The organism is Arthrobacter sp. DualSoilB13 (genome assembly GCF_055389195.1).
Genome location: NZ_AP035865.1, coordinates 759,564 through 776,628, shown reverse-complemented (window position 1 = coordinate 776,628; position 17,065 = coordinate 759,564). Strand labels below are relative to the sequence as shown.

The 17,065-nt window shown below is 63.7% G+C and carries 14 protein-coding genes and 1 tRNA gene; 9 read left to right on the top strand and 6 right to left on the bottom strand.

Annotation, left to right across the window (positions count from 1 at the left end; genetic code table 11):
• Positions 1-39: 39 nt before the first annotated feature.
• On the bottom strand, positions 40-417 hold the full coding sequence (locus tag ACZ5J0_RS03775) for a glyoxalase superfamily protein (protein WP_142936624.1): 378 nt from the start codon (positions 415-417) through the stop codon (positions 40-42).
• Positions 418-463: 46 nt separating this feature from the next.
• Complete coding sequence (gene upp / locus ACZ5J0_RS03770; protein ID WP_142936625.1) at positions 464-1,099, bottom strand: uracil phosphoribosyltransferase; 636 nt, start codon at positions 1,097-1,099, stop codon at positions 464-466.
• A 22-nt stretch (positions 1,100-1,121) separates the two neighbouring features.
• Between upp and ACZ5J0_RS03765 the strand changes: the two genes are divergently transcribed.
• A complete protein-coding gene (locus ACZ5J0_RS03765; protein WP_166842905.1) occupies positions 1,122-1,634 on the top strand; it encodes a nucleoside deaminase in 513 nt (170 codons plus the stop codon).
• A 21-nt stretch (positions 1,635-1,655) separates the two neighbouring features.
• Here the strand turns inward: ACZ5J0_RS03765 and ACZ5J0_RS03760 are convergent, their stop codons facing one another.
• The 3 genes from ACZ5J0_RS03760 to ACZ5J0_RS03750 all read right to left on the bottom strand — a co-directional run bounded on the left by ACZ5J0_RS03760 (position 1,656) and on the right by ACZ5J0_RS03750 (position 4,071).
• Entirely contained in the window at positions 1,656-2,477 is an 822-nt protein-coding gene (locus ACZ5J0_RS03760; RefSeq protein WP_223942591.1) for a glycosyltransferase family 4 protein, read from the bottom strand.
• A 184-nt stretch (positions 2,478-2,661) separates the two neighbouring features.
• Positions 2,662-3,060 (bottom strand): 6-pyruvoyl trahydropterin synthase family protein, encoded by a 399-nt coding sequence (locus tag ACZ5J0_RS03755; protein WP_166842906.1) that lies wholly within the window; start codon positions 3,058-3,060, stop codon positions 2,662-2,664.
• Positions 3,061-4,071: a zinc-dependent alcohol dehydrogenase gene (locus ACZ5J0_RS03750; RefSeq protein WP_223941792.1), complete on the bottom strand. Its 1,011-nt coding sequence runs from the start codon at positions 4,069-4,071 to the stop codon at positions 3,061-3,063.
• 127 nt (positions 4,072-4,198) lie between these two features.
• Here ACZ5J0_RS03750 and ACZ5J0_RS03745 point away from each other — a divergent pair.
• From ACZ5J0_RS03745 to ACZ5J0_RS03715, 7 genes are all read left to right on the top strand, one after another.
• Positions 4,199-4,288: transfer RNA gene (locus tag ACZ5J0_RS03745), tRNA-Ser, on the top strand.
• 200 nt (positions 4,289-4,488) lie between these two features.
• Positions 4,489-5,040: an SRPBCC family protein gene (locus tag ACZ5J0_RS03740; RefSeq protein WP_464094210.1), complete on the top strand. Its 552-nt coding sequence runs from the start codon at positions 4,489-4,491 to the stop codon at positions 5,038-5,040.
• A 214-nt stretch (positions 5,041-5,254) separates the two neighbouring features.
• The gene (locus ACZ5J0_RS03735) at positions 5,255-5,938 is read left to right on the top strand and encodes a hypothetical protein (RefSeq protein ID WP_464094209.1); all 684 of its coding nucleotides are present in this window, start codon (positions 5,255-5,257) and stop codon (positions 5,936-5,938) included.
• A 59-nt stretch (positions 5,939-5,997) separates the two neighbouring features.
• A complete protein-coding gene (locus tag ACZ5J0_RS03730) occupies positions 5,998-6,732 on the top strand; it encodes a YcnI family copper-binding membrane protein (RefSeq protein ID WP_464094208.1) in 735 nt (244 codons plus the stop codon).
• Positions 6,733-6,837: 105 nt separating this feature from the next.
• Positions 6,838-7,488, top strand: a complete 651-nt coding sequence (locus ACZ5J0_RS03725; RefSeq protein ID WP_223942590.1) for a DUF4232 domain-containing protein — start codon at positions 6,838-6,840, stop codon at positions 7,486-7,488.
• Positions 7,489-7,543: 55 nt separating this feature from the next.
• Positions 7,544-12,541 carry an Lhr family helicase gene (locus ACZ5J0_RS03720; RefSeq protein ID WP_464094207.1) on the top strand — a complete coding sequence of 1,666 codons (4,998 nt, stop codon included), beginning with the start codon at positions 7,544-7,546 and terminating at the stop codon, positions 12,539-12,541.
• Positions 12,534-13,364, top strand: coding sequence for a DNA-formamidopyrimidine glycosylase family protein (locus tag ACZ5J0_RS03715; protein WP_142936654.1), 831 nt, complete (start codon positions 12,534-12,536; stop codon positions 13,362-13,364). Before ACZ5J0_RS03720 ends, ACZ5J0_RS03715 begins: the two co-directional genes overlap by 8 nt.
• 198 nt (positions 13,365-13,562) lie before the next feature.
• Here the strand turns inward: ACZ5J0_RS03715 and ACZ5J0_RS03710 are convergent, their stop codons facing one another.
• On the bottom strand, positions 13,563-14,819 hold the full coding sequence (locus ACZ5J0_RS03710) for a ricin-type beta-trefoil lectin domain protein (RefSeq protein WP_464094206.1): 1,257 nt from the start codon (positions 14,817-14,819) through the stop codon (positions 13,563-13,565).
• Positions 14,820-15,159: 340 nt separating this feature from the next.
• Here ACZ5J0_RS03710 and ACZ5J0_RS03705 point away from each other — a divergent pair, with 340 nt between their 5' ends.
• Complete coding sequence (locus tag ACZ5J0_RS03705) at positions 15,160-17,043, top strand: glycosyltransferase (protein ID WP_464094205.1); 1,884 nt, start codon at positions 15,160-15,162, stop codon at positions 17,041-17,043.
• Positions 17,044-17,065: the final 22 nt, after the last annotated feature.

The window sequence follows — 17,065 nt, the reverse complement described above, 5'->3', positions numbered from 1 at the left end:
ATCCTGCCGCACGCTGTCTGCTAACCGGCGAAGTGTGACTTAGCCGTTGGGCCTCTGAGGCAAGTACTGCACCGCCCACTGGTTGCCGTCAGGGTCCGCGAAGTAGACAAAGTGGCCCCAATCCTGGACGTCGACGTCGCTGACATCCACACCGTTGGCCTTGAGGTGATCATGCGCCTTATTGATGTCAGCCACTACCACTTGCAGATTGGGCGCCGAGCCTGGAGGGGCGTCGGTGAGGCCCTCACCGATAGCGATGGAGCACGCAGAACCCGGAGGCGTCAGCTGAACGAAGCGGATGCCATCAGTGGGACGCTCATCGAAGTCGGCATTGAAACCAACCTTGTTAACGTAAAAATCCTTCGCGCGGTCGACGTCGGAGACAGGTACAAATACCAGTTCAAGTTTCCAGTCCATGCGCCACAGGCTAATCAAGCCCGACGAAAACCGGTAGGGGGCTCCCTTAACCCGCCACGCCGTAGAGGCGGTCGCCGGCGTCGCCCAGGCCGGGCACAATGTACGACTTCTCGTTGAGCTTCTCGTCAATGGAAGCCAGAACTACCTTCACGTTGGCGTCTGCGAGCTCTTCTTCCAGCTTTGCCAGTCCTTCCGGAGCAGCCAGCAGGCAGATGCAGGTGACGTCCGAGGCGCCGCGCTTGAAGAGGAACTTGATGGCCTCGCGCAAGGTGCCGCCAGTTGCGAGCATAGGGTCCAGGACAAAGATCTGGCGGCCGGTGAGGTCCTCGGGGAGGCGCTCGGCGTACGTGATGATGTCCAGCGTTTCCTCGTCCCGGGCCATGCCCAGGAAGCCCACTTCAGCGGTGGGGACCAGCTTGGTCATGCCCTCCAGCATGCCGAGGCCTGCGCGCAGGATGGGGACCACCAGCGGCGTGGGCTTGGTGAAAGCCGTGCCAATGGTGGTGGTGACGGGGGTTTCAATCTCCACTGGCTGAGTCTTGACCTCGCGGGTGGCTTCATAGGCCAGGAGGGTGACGAGTTCTTCAGTGAGCTGCCGGAAGACCGGTGAAGGAGTGTTCTTATCCCGCAGAACGGTGAGCTTGTGAGCGACCAGCGGGTGGTCCACGACGAGTGTGCGCATCCCCCAAAACTATCATTGAGACATGAGCGCCACCGAGCCGTATCACGCAGATCACCTGGCCTGGATGGGCCTTGCCCTGGACGAGGCCCGGTTGGCGTTGAAAACTGACGACGTCCCCATTGGCGCCGTGGTGTTGGGGCCCGACGGCGGCGTGCTGGGTTCTGGCCGCAACGAACGGGAGGCTCATGGAGACCCGACCGCCCACGCTGAGGTGGTGGCCATCCGCGAAGCTGCCGCTGCGCTGCGTCAGCGCGCTCACGATGCGGGCAGCTCGGGCGACGGCTGGCGGCTTGAGGATTGCACCTTGGTGGTCACCCTTGAGCCGTGCGCCATGTGTGCCGGCGCTATTGTTCTGGCCCGGATTCCGCGCGTGGTGTTCGGGGCGTGGGACGAGAAAGCCGGAGCCGTAGGGTCTGTTTTCGATATCCTTCGCGAGCGCCGCCTCAACCACTGGGTAGAGGTGTACGCGGGTGTTCGCGAGGAGGAATGCGCGGGCCTGCTCAAGGACTTTTTCGCTTCACACCGGTTGCCCTAGCTCGTAGTGCGTTGGAGGGCTTCAGCGTTGGAGGGCCTCAAGGACGGTGGCTGCGGTGGTGTCCCAGCCTTGGAGGTGGTCCCGGGCTCGGAGTGCGCTGTTGCGCCAACGCTCTTGGAGTGCGGGGTTGGCGAGCCAGTTCCTGAGGGTGTTGGTGAGCAGGCCGGTTTCCTGCAGATCCAGCGCCGCGCCCGCCCCTGTGTCACCCAGGGCTTCCTCTGCTCCTGTCCCCTGCCGCACAAGCACGGGGATGCCATGAGCCAACGACTCCGACACCGCCATTCCATAGCTTTCGGAGCGTGAAATAAGGACACTGAGGTCAGCCCTGCGCCACTGATCTTCAAGAGCCTCGCCGGTCAACTCTCCGGTGACGCTGATGCGGTCTTGGAGCACGTGATGCTCGACGGCGTCCCTCACCTCGGCTGCGTACCTCGGGTCAGCGTCGTTGGAGCCGATGAGGGCTGCTGTCCACGGTTCGTCACGTATCTCGCTCAGCGCCTCCACCAAGAGTGTCTGGCTCTTATTGGGCAGCAATGCTGCGACGGCGACGATATGCGGTGGCTGCGAACCCTTGGCGGGGTCTGCTTTGTCGGCCCCGGGCGTAGCGATGACGATGTCCTGTTGCCCATGCTTGGTTCGCAGTTCCGCTGCGGCATGGGCGCTGGGGCAGATGATTCCCGTGGCGGCAGCCAACGCCTTGGCCTCACGCTCGGGGTGGTCCGCCAACGCCATGTGGGACAGGATCCACACAGGGGTCCCTTTACCTACGGCACCAGCGATCGCCTCTGGTGCCCCACTCGCTACCAGCCCGTCGGCGATCACTGTTGTGCCGCCGTCGAGCATGTCAGCAAAACGTTGCCGGTCCGCGAGGCTGCCAACCGGCCAGTCGCCGTCGACCGTTACAGTCTCTATTTCCGCGCCCAAAGCGGACAGGTGCCCGGCGAGCTTGGCGTTGTACTTGTTGCCGCCGGAGCCGTGCCGGACGTTCCCCGGGACCAGGAAGCGGATGCGCACTTACTTGACCGGGTTACTTGACCGGGAGCTCCAGCGAATAGCCCGCCCAAGCATCAGGGTTTTCGCGGAGGACCACGTCAATGCCGGTGAGTGCCGGACCATCCGCGGTGTCCTGGATTTGGGTGGCCATGGCGTCGGCGATGTGCTTCGCGAGCGATTCGGTGGTGGAGAGTTTGCCCTTGAAGGCGGGGTGCTCGTCCAGGTTCTTGTAGTTCAGGTCCGCGAGCACCTCCTCAAGGATGCCGCCGGCGGCACCGATGTCCAGGACGATTGCGTCGTCATTGAGATTGGGACGGCGGAAGGTGACCTCGGCCACGAACGTGGCGCCGTGGAGACCCTGGGCCGGGCCGAAGGCTTCGCGGGGAAGGCTGTGGGCGATCATGAAGTGGCGTCGGACGGTCAAGCTGAACATCTATTTATCCTCCGGGTGGGGGTAGGCGACCACGTGGCAGAAACCGCCGGGCCGTTCGAACAGTTGTGTCAGTGTGGTGGGCAGGTTCCGGAACAAGCATTCACTGGTCAGGAAAGTGTCGAAGAGCGGATCCGTCAGCTCGATTGCAGCTTGCTCGAGGCGTTGTGCGTTGCTTCGCCGGTGCCTCCTGGGCAGGGCCACGGCGCCCACCTGGCTGGAGCGGATGTTCAGCCTGCGGGCGTGGAAATCCTCGCCGAGCGGCAGGGTGACTTCCTTGTCCGCAAACCACGAAAGTTCGATCACGTCCGAATCATCGCCGGCCAATTGCAGGCTCAGCTTGAGACCTTCGTTGGAGGCGGAGCAATGGAAGACGATGTCGTTGTCGCTTTTTGCATTCACTGGTTCGACGAAGTCGACGTTGATGGTTTCTGCCAGCTTCCGCTTCTCCGGATCCGCATCCACCAACTGCAGGCGGCCCAACGGATACTTCCGCAGGAGCGTCGCCAAGACGCCACCCACCAAACCACCACCGACGACGGCGACACGGTCTCCCAGCCTCGGCCCGGCTTCCCAGAGGGCGTTGATGGCCACCTCAACGATGCCCGTGAGAACGGCGCGTTTCGCAGGGACTTCATCGGGGATGGCTGTCAGTTGGTCTGTAGGGATGACATAGAGGTCCTGGTGTGGGTGCAGGGTGAAGACCGTTTTCCCTAGCCACTCATCCGGGCCTTCTTCCACGACGCCGACGTTCAGGTAGCCGTACTTCACCGGGCCAGGGAAGTCGCCTTCCTGATGCGGTGCCTGCATCAGGTCAGCCACTCGCTCCGGGACGCGGCCCTCGTGGACCACGCGCTCCGTACCTCGGCTGACACCTGAGTACAGGGTTCTGACGAGGGCTTCGCCTGCTTGCCTTGCTGGCAGGGCTTCCGGGCGCAGCTCACCATCGCCCGTCTCGGTGACCCAGTAGGCGTGGGCTTCGTGTTCTTGTTCGTGCTCCCGCGAAATCGTCATGATGCTTACGAATCTATCGTTGGGGCGCTGTGGACGGAAGTTGGGCGTGTTTGGGCTCGCTCTTCCCGCTGGTCCGCGGGGCCTCGTTTTGGGGAACCGGGCTGAACTCCGGTACCCTATTTCAGTTGGTGACGTGTCCGAGCGGCCGAAGGTGCAACACTCGAAATGTTGTTTGGTGTAAAAGCCAACGTGGGTTCAAATCCCACCGTCACCGCCAATGAGAAAGGCCCTGTTTCCCTGTGTTTATGAGGGATGCGGGGCCTTTTGCTTTGCCCGTCGAAGTTCATCGTGGGGCGGGATCTCGGCACTTTCGACGCTTGAACGCCGCGAGATCTAACCCTTCGGCGATGGCAGGCGTAGATTGATCCCGGATGCCGTAAGACACCCTCGGAACCCACCCGGACCGTGGAGGCAACAATGGCCCAGCGAGCAGGCAAAAGCACCGACTACGCATTCGTCACCGTGTGGCGCGTGCCCGGAACACGCGAGGAAGTAGTCAACGTCCTGGGCGACGCCGGAGCTCTCAAGCAGTGGTGGCCCTCCGTCTACCTCACCGTGACACCCACAACCCAAGGCGGCCCGGATGGAGTAGGGGCCACCTTCGACCTCCACACCAAAGGCTGGCTCCCCTACACGCTCAAGTGGCGGCTCACAGTTAGCGAACCGGTAACTCTGGACGGCTTCGCACTCAATGCAGAGGGGGACCTCAACGGCACCGGCCGCTGGACTTTCGAGACCGACGGCCCCGAGGTCGTCATCACCTACGATTGGCGGGTCAGTGCCGCCAAGCCTTTGCTTCGCCGTCTGAGCTGGCTCCTCAAACCGGCGTTCTCTGCCAATCATCACTGGGCCATGGCTCGTGGTGAGGAGAGCCTAAAACTTGAGCTCCGGCGTCGGCGTTCACCCGCAGGCTCAACAAACGTTCCGGAGCCACCGAAACCTACCTTCTCGCGGTGGGCGCAGCGCTAGGCGCGCGTTCCTTCCCGGTTACCTCCACCCTCACCCCAAGGGTGCCGCGGAGTTCCAAGAGTCCGGGCACGGCGAGCACCGGGAAACCGGAGGTAACTGGGGAGGAACGCAGCAACGTGTCCACATAGCCACCCATCCGGGGCCAGTCCGGCGTCGAACTCCCGATAGAATCAAGACGCCGATAATCAAAGCAGCCACAGATGAGGGAGGCCCCGTGCGCACATCGCAGTCCCGGGCACCCTTTCATGCGCTGCGGTCTGGCGCCATCTCCACTGTGGTTGTTCTTCTCGCCGCAGGGGCCCACATAGCGGGTGGCGGAGAGCTTCCCACAGCACCGGTCCTGCTGGCGCTCGTTGCGTTGACGGCTCTGGCTGCCACGCTGGCCACCCGTTTCAAGCTGAACCTTGTCACCATGGCGGGGCTCTTGGGCGCAGGACAGTTGGCACTTCACGAAGCTTTCACGGCGTTGAGCCCCATCACCGCCAACGTGCAAGGGACAAACCACCACCTCGGCACTGAACCGTTGAGCTCCGGGCTGGACGTCACTGCGACGCATACTCATGAACTCGGCACAGCCGTGGGCACCATGATGTTTGTGGGCCACGTGCTTGCCACCGTTGCTACTGCCGTCGTCCTGGCAAAGGGTGAAGCTGCCCTGTGGCAACTCGCCGCCTGGCTGCGGCCGCTGCTCGCACTGCCCGCCTTGGTGTTCAGGCCCGACGCCGGTGCCTCGCCTGTCGCAGTCGGCGCACCGGAGGTCTTTATCCCCCGCCCTTGGCGGAACCTGAGGCAAGACAGCCGCCGCGGACCGCCCGCCGTCTGGTACTTCCTTAGTTCCGCCCGGCACCTTCTGCGCTCAAAAGACGCGCGCTGCAACAGCACAGCCTTTGCATGGTGACGGGTCCCAAACCCGTACCCCCGCGCCGCACCTTCCGGCGCCCCCGAAAGGCACTTCCCATGAAATCCTCGATTCGCCGCACCCTCTCCGCAACCGCCGTCGCCGGTGGAACCGCTGCCCTGATGATGGCCGGCCTGGCCGGTGCATCCGCGCACGTTTCGGCTGATCCGAACAAGACCGCCGCCAATTCGTACGCACTGGTGACATTCGGAATCCCCCATGGCTGTGACACCTCCGGCACCACCAAAGTGGCCATTTCACTTCCTGAGGAACTGACCGACGCCCAGCCCACCGTCAACCCCAACTGGACTGTGGAGAAGGTCACGGAGACCCTCGCCGAGCCCAAGAAGCTGGACGACGGCACCTCCATCACCAAGCGGACAAGCCAGATTGTGTACACGGCCAAGGCACCGTTGGATCCGCACCTGCGTGATGCCCTTGTCCTGTCCGTCAAACTGCCGGACGCAGCTGGCAAGACCATCTACTTCCCCACACTGCAGACCTGCGAGCAGGGCCAGACTGACTGGTCCGAGATCGCCAAGGAAGGCCAGGATGCTCACGATCTGAAGGCTCCGGCACCGTCGGTCACCATCACTCCGGCCGAGGCCGCCGGTGATCACCACGCTGCTGAAACCGTCTCCACCGAGCAGGCCGCCGCTGTATCTGACGACGGCTCGCAGGCGCGAAGCTGGGCCGGCCTGATCGCAGGCATCGCTGGATTGGGCCTGGGGGGCGCTGCGTTCTTCCGTAGCCGCTCCGCCAAGCCGGCAGTAGCCAAAGCCGATACCAAGTAATTTGACGCTGGATTGGCGCCCGGAAGATCACGATCCGGGCGCCAATCCGCGCTCCCAGCCGTGGCTGAATTGACTCGGATCACGGCCGGGGCAAGGCTGGTGCCCATGTGGACTCAGCGCATCAAAACCGGTCTTGTGACGACGACGGCAGCCGCTGCGCTGCTCCTTCTTGCTGCTTGCGGGCCAAGCCCCAGCCCATCGGCAACCAGCAGTGCCCCTCCATCTTCCTCGGCGCCAACTACCTCGACTCCATCGGCCACTGCAACGTCAAGCCCGCCTTCGGCAACGGCCACGCCGTCACCCTCAGAGACAGCTACGTCCGCGGCACCAGCAGCAGCCGGGCTGTGCAAGGCGGGATCCCTCACCGCCGCAACGGACGCCACCGGCGGCGGCGCCGCGGGCAGCGTTTATGAGAAATTGATCCTGACCAACTCCGGCGGCACCCCCTGCATTCTGGAGGGCTTCGCCGGCGTCTCCATGACTGCCGACGCCAACGGCGAACCGATCGGCGAGCCGGCAACCCGGGAAACCACCACCCCGGTCACCAAGATCGAACTGGCTCCGGGCAAGTCGGCGTGGGCGGAAATCCGGTACACGCAGGCCGGTAATTACGGCGACTGCACCAAGGTGGCCGCCGCCGGTTTCCGCATCTACCCGCCGAACGACACGGCGTCACTGTTCATCCCGGAGCCGCACGATGCGTGCAGCAACACCGGCATCAAGCTCCTGACCATCACCGCTTTCCAGGCAGTCTGACCGTCTCCCCACGGCTCTGGCTTATTCTGTCGGAGCCGTGGGGCATGATGGAGTGATGCAGGAGCCGCAGGCGTCGGATGGCGCCATCAGCCGTTTCAGCCAGGCAACCAGGGAATGGTTCCTCGGCGCTTTTTCCGAGCCCACACCCGCGCAGGATGGTGCGTGGAACGCGATCTCCTCAGGCTCCCATGCCCTGGTTGTGGCCCCAACGGGTTCCGGCAAGACCCTTGCCGCTTTCCTTTGGGCGCTCGATCGCCTGCATGCCACGCCCAGTGACACACTACCGGGCCTGGAGACCGTCCCAGCGAACGGCAAGGGCCGGGCCAAGCGCCCGAAAACCAAGACGCGCGTCCTCTACATCTCGCCATTGAAAGCACTTGGCGTGGATGTGGAGCGCAACCTCCGCGCACCCCTGATCGGCATCACCCAAACCGCCAAACGCTTAGGGCTACCCGCACCCTTGGTGACGGTGGGCGTCCGTTCAGGAGATACGACGGCGGCGGATCGCCGCACGCTGTTAACCAACCCGCCGGACATCCTCATCACCACCCCGGAGTCCCTGTTTCTCATGCTGACGTCCCGTGCCCGGGAAACGCTCAGCGAGGTGGACACCATCATCATCGATGAGGTGCACGCCGTAGCCGGCACCAAGCGTGGCGCACACCTGGCAGTTTCCTTGGAACGGCTGGATGCCCTGCTTCCGAAGCCTGCCCAGAGAATCGGGCTGTCGGCTACCGTTCAGCCGCGCGAGCTGGTGGCCCAGTTCCTGGCGGGCCAGGCACCGGTGGAAATCGTTGCTCCGCCGTCCAAGAAGAACTGGAACCTCACCGTCACGGTCCCTGTTGAGGATATGTCGGACCTGCAAGGTGCTGCGGGAGCGTTCGACTCCGGACCAGCGTCAGGCCTGCAGCCCCAGGCATCCATCTGGCCGCATGTTGAGGAACAGATTGTGGATCTGGTCCTGTCCAAGCAGTCCACCATCGTCTTCGCCAACTCCCGCCGTCTCTCGGAGCGCCTCACAGCCAGGCTCAATGAGATCTACGCCGAGCGCCAGCTGATGGCGGTGGGTGGCAGCGAGTGGGCCGCCCCCGAATCCGACCCGGGAATCCCGGCCTCCACAGCTACCCCGGCACACATGATGGCTCAAGCTGGAAGCACTACAGGTGCCGATCCTGTGCTGGCCCGCGCACACCACGGCTCCGTATCCAAGGACCAGCGGGCCATGATCGAGGACGACCTCAAGTCCGGCAGGCTCCGCTGCGTGGTGGCAACATCGTCGCTGGAACTCGGCATCGATATGGGTGCGGTGGACTTGGTGGTCCAAGTTGAATCTCCCCCATCGGTAGCCAGCGGTCTGCAACGCGTCGGGCGTGCTGGACACCAGGTTGGTGAGATCTCCGAAGGCGTCCTGTTCCCCAAACACCGGGCTGATCTTCTCCACACCAGCGTCACCGTTGAGCGAATGCTCGCCGGGCAGATTGAACGCCTGAGTATCCCGGCCAACCCCTTGGACATCCTGGCCCAGCAAACAGTGGCCGCTGCCGCCCTGGGCAGCATCGATGTTGAGGACTGGTTCAGCACTGTCCGCCGGTCGGCGCCGTTTGCGAGCCTGCCGCGCTCGGCATTCGAGGCCACCCTGGACCTTCTGGCAGGCCGGTATCCTTCGGACGAATTTGCCGAACTGAGGCCACGCATCATCTGGGACCGGCATGCCGGGACCATCGAGGGCAGGCCCGGAGCCCAGCGCCTTGCCGTTACATCGGGCGGGACCATCCCGGACCGAGGCCTGTTTGGCGTGTACATCATCGGTACGGAGGTTGAGGGTTCGGCCTCCCCCGCCAATGCGGACGGAAGTGAACCCACTGCTTCTGCACGTGCTGCCAAGGGCGGACGCCGCGTTGGTGAGCTCGACGAAGAGATGGTCTACGAATCCCGGGTTGGCGATGTCTTCGCGCTGGGTGCCACCAGTTGGAAGATCGAGGACATCACCCACGATCGCGTGCTGGTCTCCCCCGCGTTTGGCCAACCCGGCAAGCTTCCGTTCTGGAAGGGCGACTCCCTTGGCCGGCCGGTGGATCTGGGCCGCGCACTGGGTGCCTTCATCCGCGAGCTCTCCGCAGCGGACGAGGCCCCGGCTATGGAACGTTGCCAGGCGAGCGGCTTGGATGCCTTCGCCGCAAGCAACCTGATCCAGTACCTCAGGGAGCAAAAGGAAGCCACAGAGATTGTTCCCAGCGATCGAACCTTGGTGGTGGAACGGTTCCACGACGAACTCGGCGACTGGCGGGTAGTCCTCCACAGCCCCTTTGGCATGCCCGTTCATGCCCCGTGGGCACTGGCGGTGGGCCAACGGCTCCAACAGCGCTACGGTCTTGACGGATCGGCCATGGCAGCCGACGACGGCATCGTACTGCGGGTACCCATGATGGAAGATGAGCCGCCCGGTGCTGAGCTTTTTCTCTTCGACCCCGAAGAACTCGAACAAGTCGTCACCGCCGAAGTGGGCGGCAGCGCACTGTTCGCCTCACGGTTCCGTGAGTGTGCGGCCCGCGCATTGCTCCTGCCCCGCCAAAACCCGGCCAAGCGTCAGCCTCTGTGGCAGCAACGCCAGCGCTCAGCCCAGTTGCTGGATGTCGCCAAGAAGTACCCTTCCTTCCCCATCGTGCTCGAAGCCGTTCGCGAATGTTTGCAGGACGTATACGATCTACTCGCCCTCAAAGACATTGCGGCATCCGTGGAGCGCAGGGAGCTCAGGATCGTGGAGACCACCACGCAGCAACCCTCCCCCTTCGCGAAGTCCCTGCTGTTTGGGTATGTGGCGCAGTTCCTCTACGAGGGCGACTCACCCCTGGCCGAACGCCGGGCGGCCGCCCTGGCCCTGGACTCCACGCTCCTCAACGAACTCCTGGGTCGCGTGGAACTGCGCGAACTCCTGGACGCCGCAGTCATCGACAAAACCGAGATGGAATTGCAGCGCCTTGCACCGGACCGGCGTGTTCGTGGCATGGAGGGCGTGGCGGATCTCCTGCGGCTGCTGGGCCCGCTCACCGTTGAGGAAGTCGCAGAGCGACTGGAGGGTACCCAACCACCAGAATCGACCCCGCAGCCTGAAACACCAGCCCCGTCTGCGGATGACCCACAGCTCGAGGACGCACACCTCGAGGACGCACGGCTCGCAGAGGAAGCGTCCGTCATCACGCCATCCGGCAGCGTCACGGACGCACGGTCCCACCTCGCGGCATTGCAGAAGGCCAACCGCGCACTCAAGGTAACCATCGGCGGCGTCGAGCGTTTTGCAGCCATTGAGGACGCGGCGAGGCTCCGTGACGCAATCGGCGTTCCGCTGCCCATGGGTGTGCCTCTGGCCTTCATTGAACCTGTCACCGATCCTTTGGGTGACCTCGTTTCGCGGTACGCGCGCACCCATGGCCCCTTCACAGCCGCTGAAGCTGCGGCCAGGCTGGGGCTGGGCGTCGCGGTGGTCAACACGGCCTTGAAACGCCTCGCTGACGATGGTCGCGTGGTGGAAGGCGAGTTCCGACCCCACGCAGTTGCTGAGCAGCCTGCAGATGCACCCGACGCAGAGCTCATGACCCTTGACGCGCCACCGTCCAGCGAGTGGTGCGATGCTGAGGTATTGAGGAAACTGAGGCGGCGTTCGCTTGCTGCGTTGCGGGCCGAAGTGGAACCGGTGGACACGGCCGCTTATGGTCGGTTCCTGCCGGCCTGGCAGAACGTGAGCGCGCCAGGTAAGTCCCGGAGCCAGGCTTTGCGGGGGCTGGACGGCATCATCACGGCAGTGGACCAACTCTCCGGCGTGCCCATCCCGGCATCCGCGTGGGAACCCTTGGTCCTGGCGAGCAGGGTGGCGGACTACAAACCGGCCATGCTGGACGAACTCATGGCAGCCGGCGAACTCCTCTGGTCCGGGGCAGGATCCCTCCCGGGGAACGACGGCTGGATCAGCCTCCATGTGGCCGACTCCGCAGAGCTGACGCTCAACCCCGATCCTGAATTCGAACCCGGCGACGCCCAGCAGCGGCTCTTGGAACACTTCAGCGCAGGTGGTGGCTACTTCTTCCGGCAGCTCACAGACGTGGCCGGTGGCATGGATGCGGTGTTGAGCGATGACGCCGTGGTCTCTGCCCTCTGGGACCTCGTCTGGGCCGGCCGCGTGACAGGCGATACCTTCGCTCCGGTGCGGGCCATGATCGCCGGCGGGAAAACTGCGCACCGGCAAGTGGCCAAGGCGCCCAGGGCCCGGGCGCCACGCATGAGCAGGCTGGGCCGTTCCCATGGGACAGGATTGCTGGGTTCTCCGGGGCTAACAGGTGGGCGTTACGGCTCCGTATCAGGCGGAATTGCGCCTGCCCCGCCCTCGGCTGTGGGCCGCTGGTCAGCGCTTCCTGCCCCCGAACTGGACCCCACCATCCACGCGCGAGGAACCGCTGAGCTCCTGCTGGACCGATACGGCGTAGTCACCCGGGGTTCGGTCATGGCAGAGAACATTATTGGCGGATTCGGGCTCATGTATAAAGTCCTGGCCCGCCTCGAGGAAGCCGGGCGTTGCCGCCGCGGTTACTTCATCGAACATTTGGGCGCCGCCCAGTTCGCCGTTCCTGCCACGGTGGACCGCCTCAGGTCCTTCACCGAGGACGCGCGCATCTCCAAAGCCGAGCCATCTGCCCTTGCCCTCGCCGCGACCGATCCCGCCAACCCCTACGGCGCTGCCCTTCCATGGCCTGCGCTTTCCGTCGACGCCGGTTCCGGTCACCGTCCCGGGCGCAAGGCCGGAGCGCTGGTAGTGATGGTGGACGGCGCGTTGGTCCTTTACGTCGAACGCGGCGGTAAGACTTTGCTCACCTTCAGCCATGACGAGGACGTGCTGGCCGTCGCCGCCGAGGCCCTGGTGGGTGTGGTGCGCCGCGGTGCCGTGGACAAACTCTTCATGGAGAAGGTCAACGGCCACGACCTCCTGGAAACTCCGATCGCCGTTGCTCTCGCCGCCGCGGGGGCCTACTCCACTCCGAAGGGACTCCGGATCCGTGCCTGAAGGCGATTCCATTTGGCGGGCTGCCTCACGCCTGAACGAAGCGTTGGCGGGGAAGACCATCAAGGCCTCAGACTTCCGCGTGCCCCGATTCGCCACCCTGAACCTGGCCGGATGGACCATGACCGAGGTTGTCCCCAGGGGAAAACACCTCCTCATGCGCCTGACCGGACCTGTTGACGAGGAACCCGGCGCCAGCAGGAAACCCCGGGCCCTTACCATCCATTCCCACCTCAAAATGGAGGGCAACTGGATGATCTATCCGCCCGGTGGCCGTTGGACGAAGCCCGGCCACACTGCACGGTGTGTGCTCCGCACGGACACCGCAGATGCGGTCGGGTTCTCACTGGGCATCCTGGAAGTGGTGCCCACAGCGGAGGAAGAGAAGATCGTCGGGCACCTCGGGCCGGATCTGCTCGGTCCCGACTGGGACGAGGAAGAAGCATTGCGCAGACTTCGTGCCGAACCGGACGTCACCGTGGGATTTGCGCTGCTGGACCAGCGGAAACTTGCAGGCATCGGCAATATCTACCGGTGCGAATCGTGCTACTTGTCCGGCATTCATCCTGCCCTGCCGGTGGGAGAAGTTCCTGACCTTCCCAAGACCGTCAGGGACGCCAAACGCCTTCTCGGCGAAAATCTGGGCCCCGGGCGGCGGACCACCCTTGGTCCGCGCGCCCTCCGTCCCGGGTATTGGGTGTACGGCAGGGAACGCCAACCCTGCAGGCGCTGCGGCACCACAATACGTCGCGGCCTCCTGGCAGGACCGGACGGTACAGAGGAACGGGACATCTACTTCTGCCCGCACTGCCAGCCGGCGCCGTAGACGGCCCGGCTGCCCAACAACCCGGTACGCACCACCGGCCGGACCCGGCCACACATCAGCCAGCCAGGTCCGGCCCTCAACCGCCGCGACGGCTGAGCACAGTTGCCAGCCCGGCCCGCTACTCCAGGAAGCTCCCCAGCCGCCCCAGCAATAGCCGCCGGACCCCGCAAAGTTGCGCGCCGCCGTCGGACGCTTTTATTACACCATTCGCCACCACTTTTGGTTCGTGGTACCGGCGCAATCCCACAGCTGCAGCGTCGCACCGTTGGCTGAATTCCAGTCAACTACGTCAACGCATTTGTTGGCCTGAGGATTCACCAAATCCCCGGAAGAATTCAGGACGAATTGTTGCGCTGCACCGCCGTTGCAGCCGGTGAGCTGGATTCTGGCACCGTTTGCCGTTGATCCCCAGGCAACATCCATGCATTTGCCCAGCGAGCGGACGGTTCCATTGGCGGCAAAGGTCCATTGCTCCGAAGCGGAGGTATCGCAATCCCGGAGTTCCAACGGGGCACCATCGGCTGCTTGGCGGCCGGCTACATCAAGGCACTTTTCGGAGTAGCCCTGGATTCGGGTGCTGGACGCAGAAAGTGCAGGAATTGAAGCGAGGTCATACACACGGACGTAATCGACCAACATGGACTGTGGGAACACCGTGCCCGAGTCCGGCGCTCCCGGCCAATCGCCGCCCACGGCGAGGTTGAGGAGCACAAAGAAGTTGTGGTCGAACACCCACGGTCCGGCAGTTGAGGCCTTGGTCTTGTGTGAGTAGGCCGTTCCGTCGATGTACCACGTGATGGACTCGGGGCCCCAGTCCACAGTAAACGTGTGGAATCCATCGCCCAGGGCCTGACCGCCGGGCAGTGTGTAGCTGGCATTGGCGGCGTTGGCCCCCGAGTAGCCGGGTCCGTGGATGCTTCCCCAGACCGTCCCGGGTTCCTTGCCAACGTTTTCCATGACGTCGAGTTCTCCGCTGGAGGGCCAGCCGTCGGAGAACACGTTGTCTCCGAGCATCCAGAAGGCGGGCCACATGCCTTGGCCCTTGGGCAGTTTAAGTCGGGCTTCGAACCGGCCTTGAGTCCGGCTGAACATGCCGGCGGTCAACAGCCGGGCGGAGGTGTACTGGCACGTCCCGTAGTGGCACTCATATCCGGCTGGGTTTTCTTTGCGGGCAGTGATGGCCATGTTTCCCTGACCATCAGCTGCGGCATTGCCGGTGCTGTTGGTGTAATACTGCAGTTCGCCGTTGCCCCACCCGGATCCTCCGGTGTCGTGGGTCCATTTTTCGGGGTCGGGCGCCGTGCCGGCGGGGGCGTTGAATTCGTCGCTCCAGACCAGTGATCCAGGGGCTGGCATACCAGCGGCGGCCTGAGCAGAAGGCTCCGGAGCAATGAGGGTAGCTGCGATGGTCAGGCCGGCGACGAGCATCGTCAGGGGCATGAGTCTTCGCTTCATGGTGCCACTCTGAAGGCCCGTCCCTATGGCGCGCAAGCCTTTTCGATGCGACACGCAAAACGTCACGGCAAGGAAATAATCAACGCGGGTTTTCTTTTCAATGCCGTAACGAGGATGAAATGTCGGCGGGAGAGAGTGGAATCAGGAACCGATTGGCTTTGACTAGAGTTTCAAGCCCATTGGCAGTAAGGACATTCCGTTCGCAGCCGAATTCCTTCCCTTGAGCATCGACGATGCAGCTCCAGGCGCGTCAGCCGTGTCCTCCCAATTTCGCTCTGAGGAGCGTGTGGACATACTGGCGCGCCTTGGCCTTTTCCCCAGCAGTTACCGGAGGCTAAAGATGGGCATTTACAGACAAATACTGGTAAGGATCCTTGCAGTTCTGGTGGTTTCCTTTGGATTGATCTACATCAGTTGGCGCTGGTCGAGCACTGTCGCCTGGGATGCTTGGTGGATCTCCCTGCCCCTCGTGGCCGCGGAGACTTACAGCCTGGGCGAGTCGGCGCTGTACGCGGTCACCATGTGGAACGCGCGACGACGTCCACCTCCCCCACCTGCCCTGCCGGGCAGATCGGTGGACGTATTCATTGCCACGTACAACGAGCCACTGGACCTGGTGCTCACCACGGCAATCGCGGCCAGGGACATGACGTATCCGCACGAAACGTGGATCCTGGACGACGGCGATCGAGCTGAGTTTGCCGCCGCAGCCCGGCAGATCGGCGTCGGGTACATCACCCGCGGCCCGGAGTGGGACGGACGGCAGCGCTTCGCGAAGGCAGGGAACGTCAACAACGCCCTGTCCGTGACAACAGGCGAGTTCGTGGCCATCTTTGACGCAGACCAAGTCCCCGAGCCCCGCTTCCTGGACCGTATTCTGGGCTATTTCGACGCTGAGGAAGTGGCCTTCGTCCAGACCCCACAGCACTTTTGGAATGTTCCGGAACGGGATCCCCTGGGTAGCCAGGCGGAACTTTTCTATGGCCCCATTCAGCAGGGCAAGGACGGTTGGGACGCGGCGTTCTTCTGCGGTTCGAACGCTGTCCTTCGCCGGGAAGCCCTCATGGCCCTGGGCTTGACCCGTTACACACGGACAGCCACTGAGCAGACGTGGCGTGCCTTGCGCAGGGGCCGGTCCAGGCTGCAGGATCTTCATGGCGAACTGGGCAGGCGTCATCCTGCCGCCATGCCGGTCGCAGAACAGGCGCTGGAGGCAGTGGCGCGCGCGGAGCACCAGGTGCGCAGGGGCGATGTCCTCGCCGAGATCACTTTCGAGCTCCGGGTTGCCTTCCATACGGCTGCGTTGGCGGTCCCCGATGCCATGGACGATGTGGTGCCGGAACTGGACGCGGTCCTTGAATCAGTGGATGTGGCGCACACGGACCAGGCATTGGCCATCCACCCCATGGACACCACCACCATTACCGAGGACATGGCAACGGCCATGCACCTTCACGCGATGGGGTGGGGCAGCGTCTACCACCACGAGGTCCTGGTCCATGGGCTTGCCCCTGAGGACGTGTCCACTATGCTTTCGCAGCGGCATCGATGGGCGGCAGGCACCATGCAGGTGTTCTTCAGTGATAATCCGGTGTTTTTGAGGGGCCTTACCGTGGCCCAACGGCTCATGTATCTGGCCACCATGACGAGTTATCTTAATGGCTTCGCCGCCCTGAGCTACATCGCGGCGCCTGTGGTGTTCCTGGTGGCTGGGACCTACCCGCTGACTGCCAGCCCGGTGGTGTTCTTCTGCCTCTTCCTCCCCTTTTTCGTGACCTGCCAGCTGCTTTTCCAAGTGGCGGGCAACGGGTCGAAGGGACTGTGGCGGGGCCAGCAATGGTCCTTTGCGCTGTTTCCCACGTGGATAGCGGCCACGTCTTCCGGTGCGGCGGCGGTCTTCCTTGGCAAGCACCTCACGTTTTCGGTGACGGCCAAGAGCAGGCAGGCTGCGGGACGCGGTTTTCAGCACGTCAGGCTGCAACTGGCAGCCATGGCGTTGCTCGTTGTGTCCTCGCTCATCGGCATTGCCCGGGTGGCATTCGGGGACGCGCCACTGTATCCCACCCTCATCACGCTTGCCTGGGTTGCTTTGGACCTGGCGCTGTTGAGCGTGGTGATCGGCGCGGCAAGGTACCGGGGACCCAGCGAACAGTTGGAGGAACCCGTGTCCACCCCGAAGGAGCTCGCCAGCGTCCTTGGGACTACCTCCGAACATAAAAACTGACAGCAATCACACGCCGTTCCAT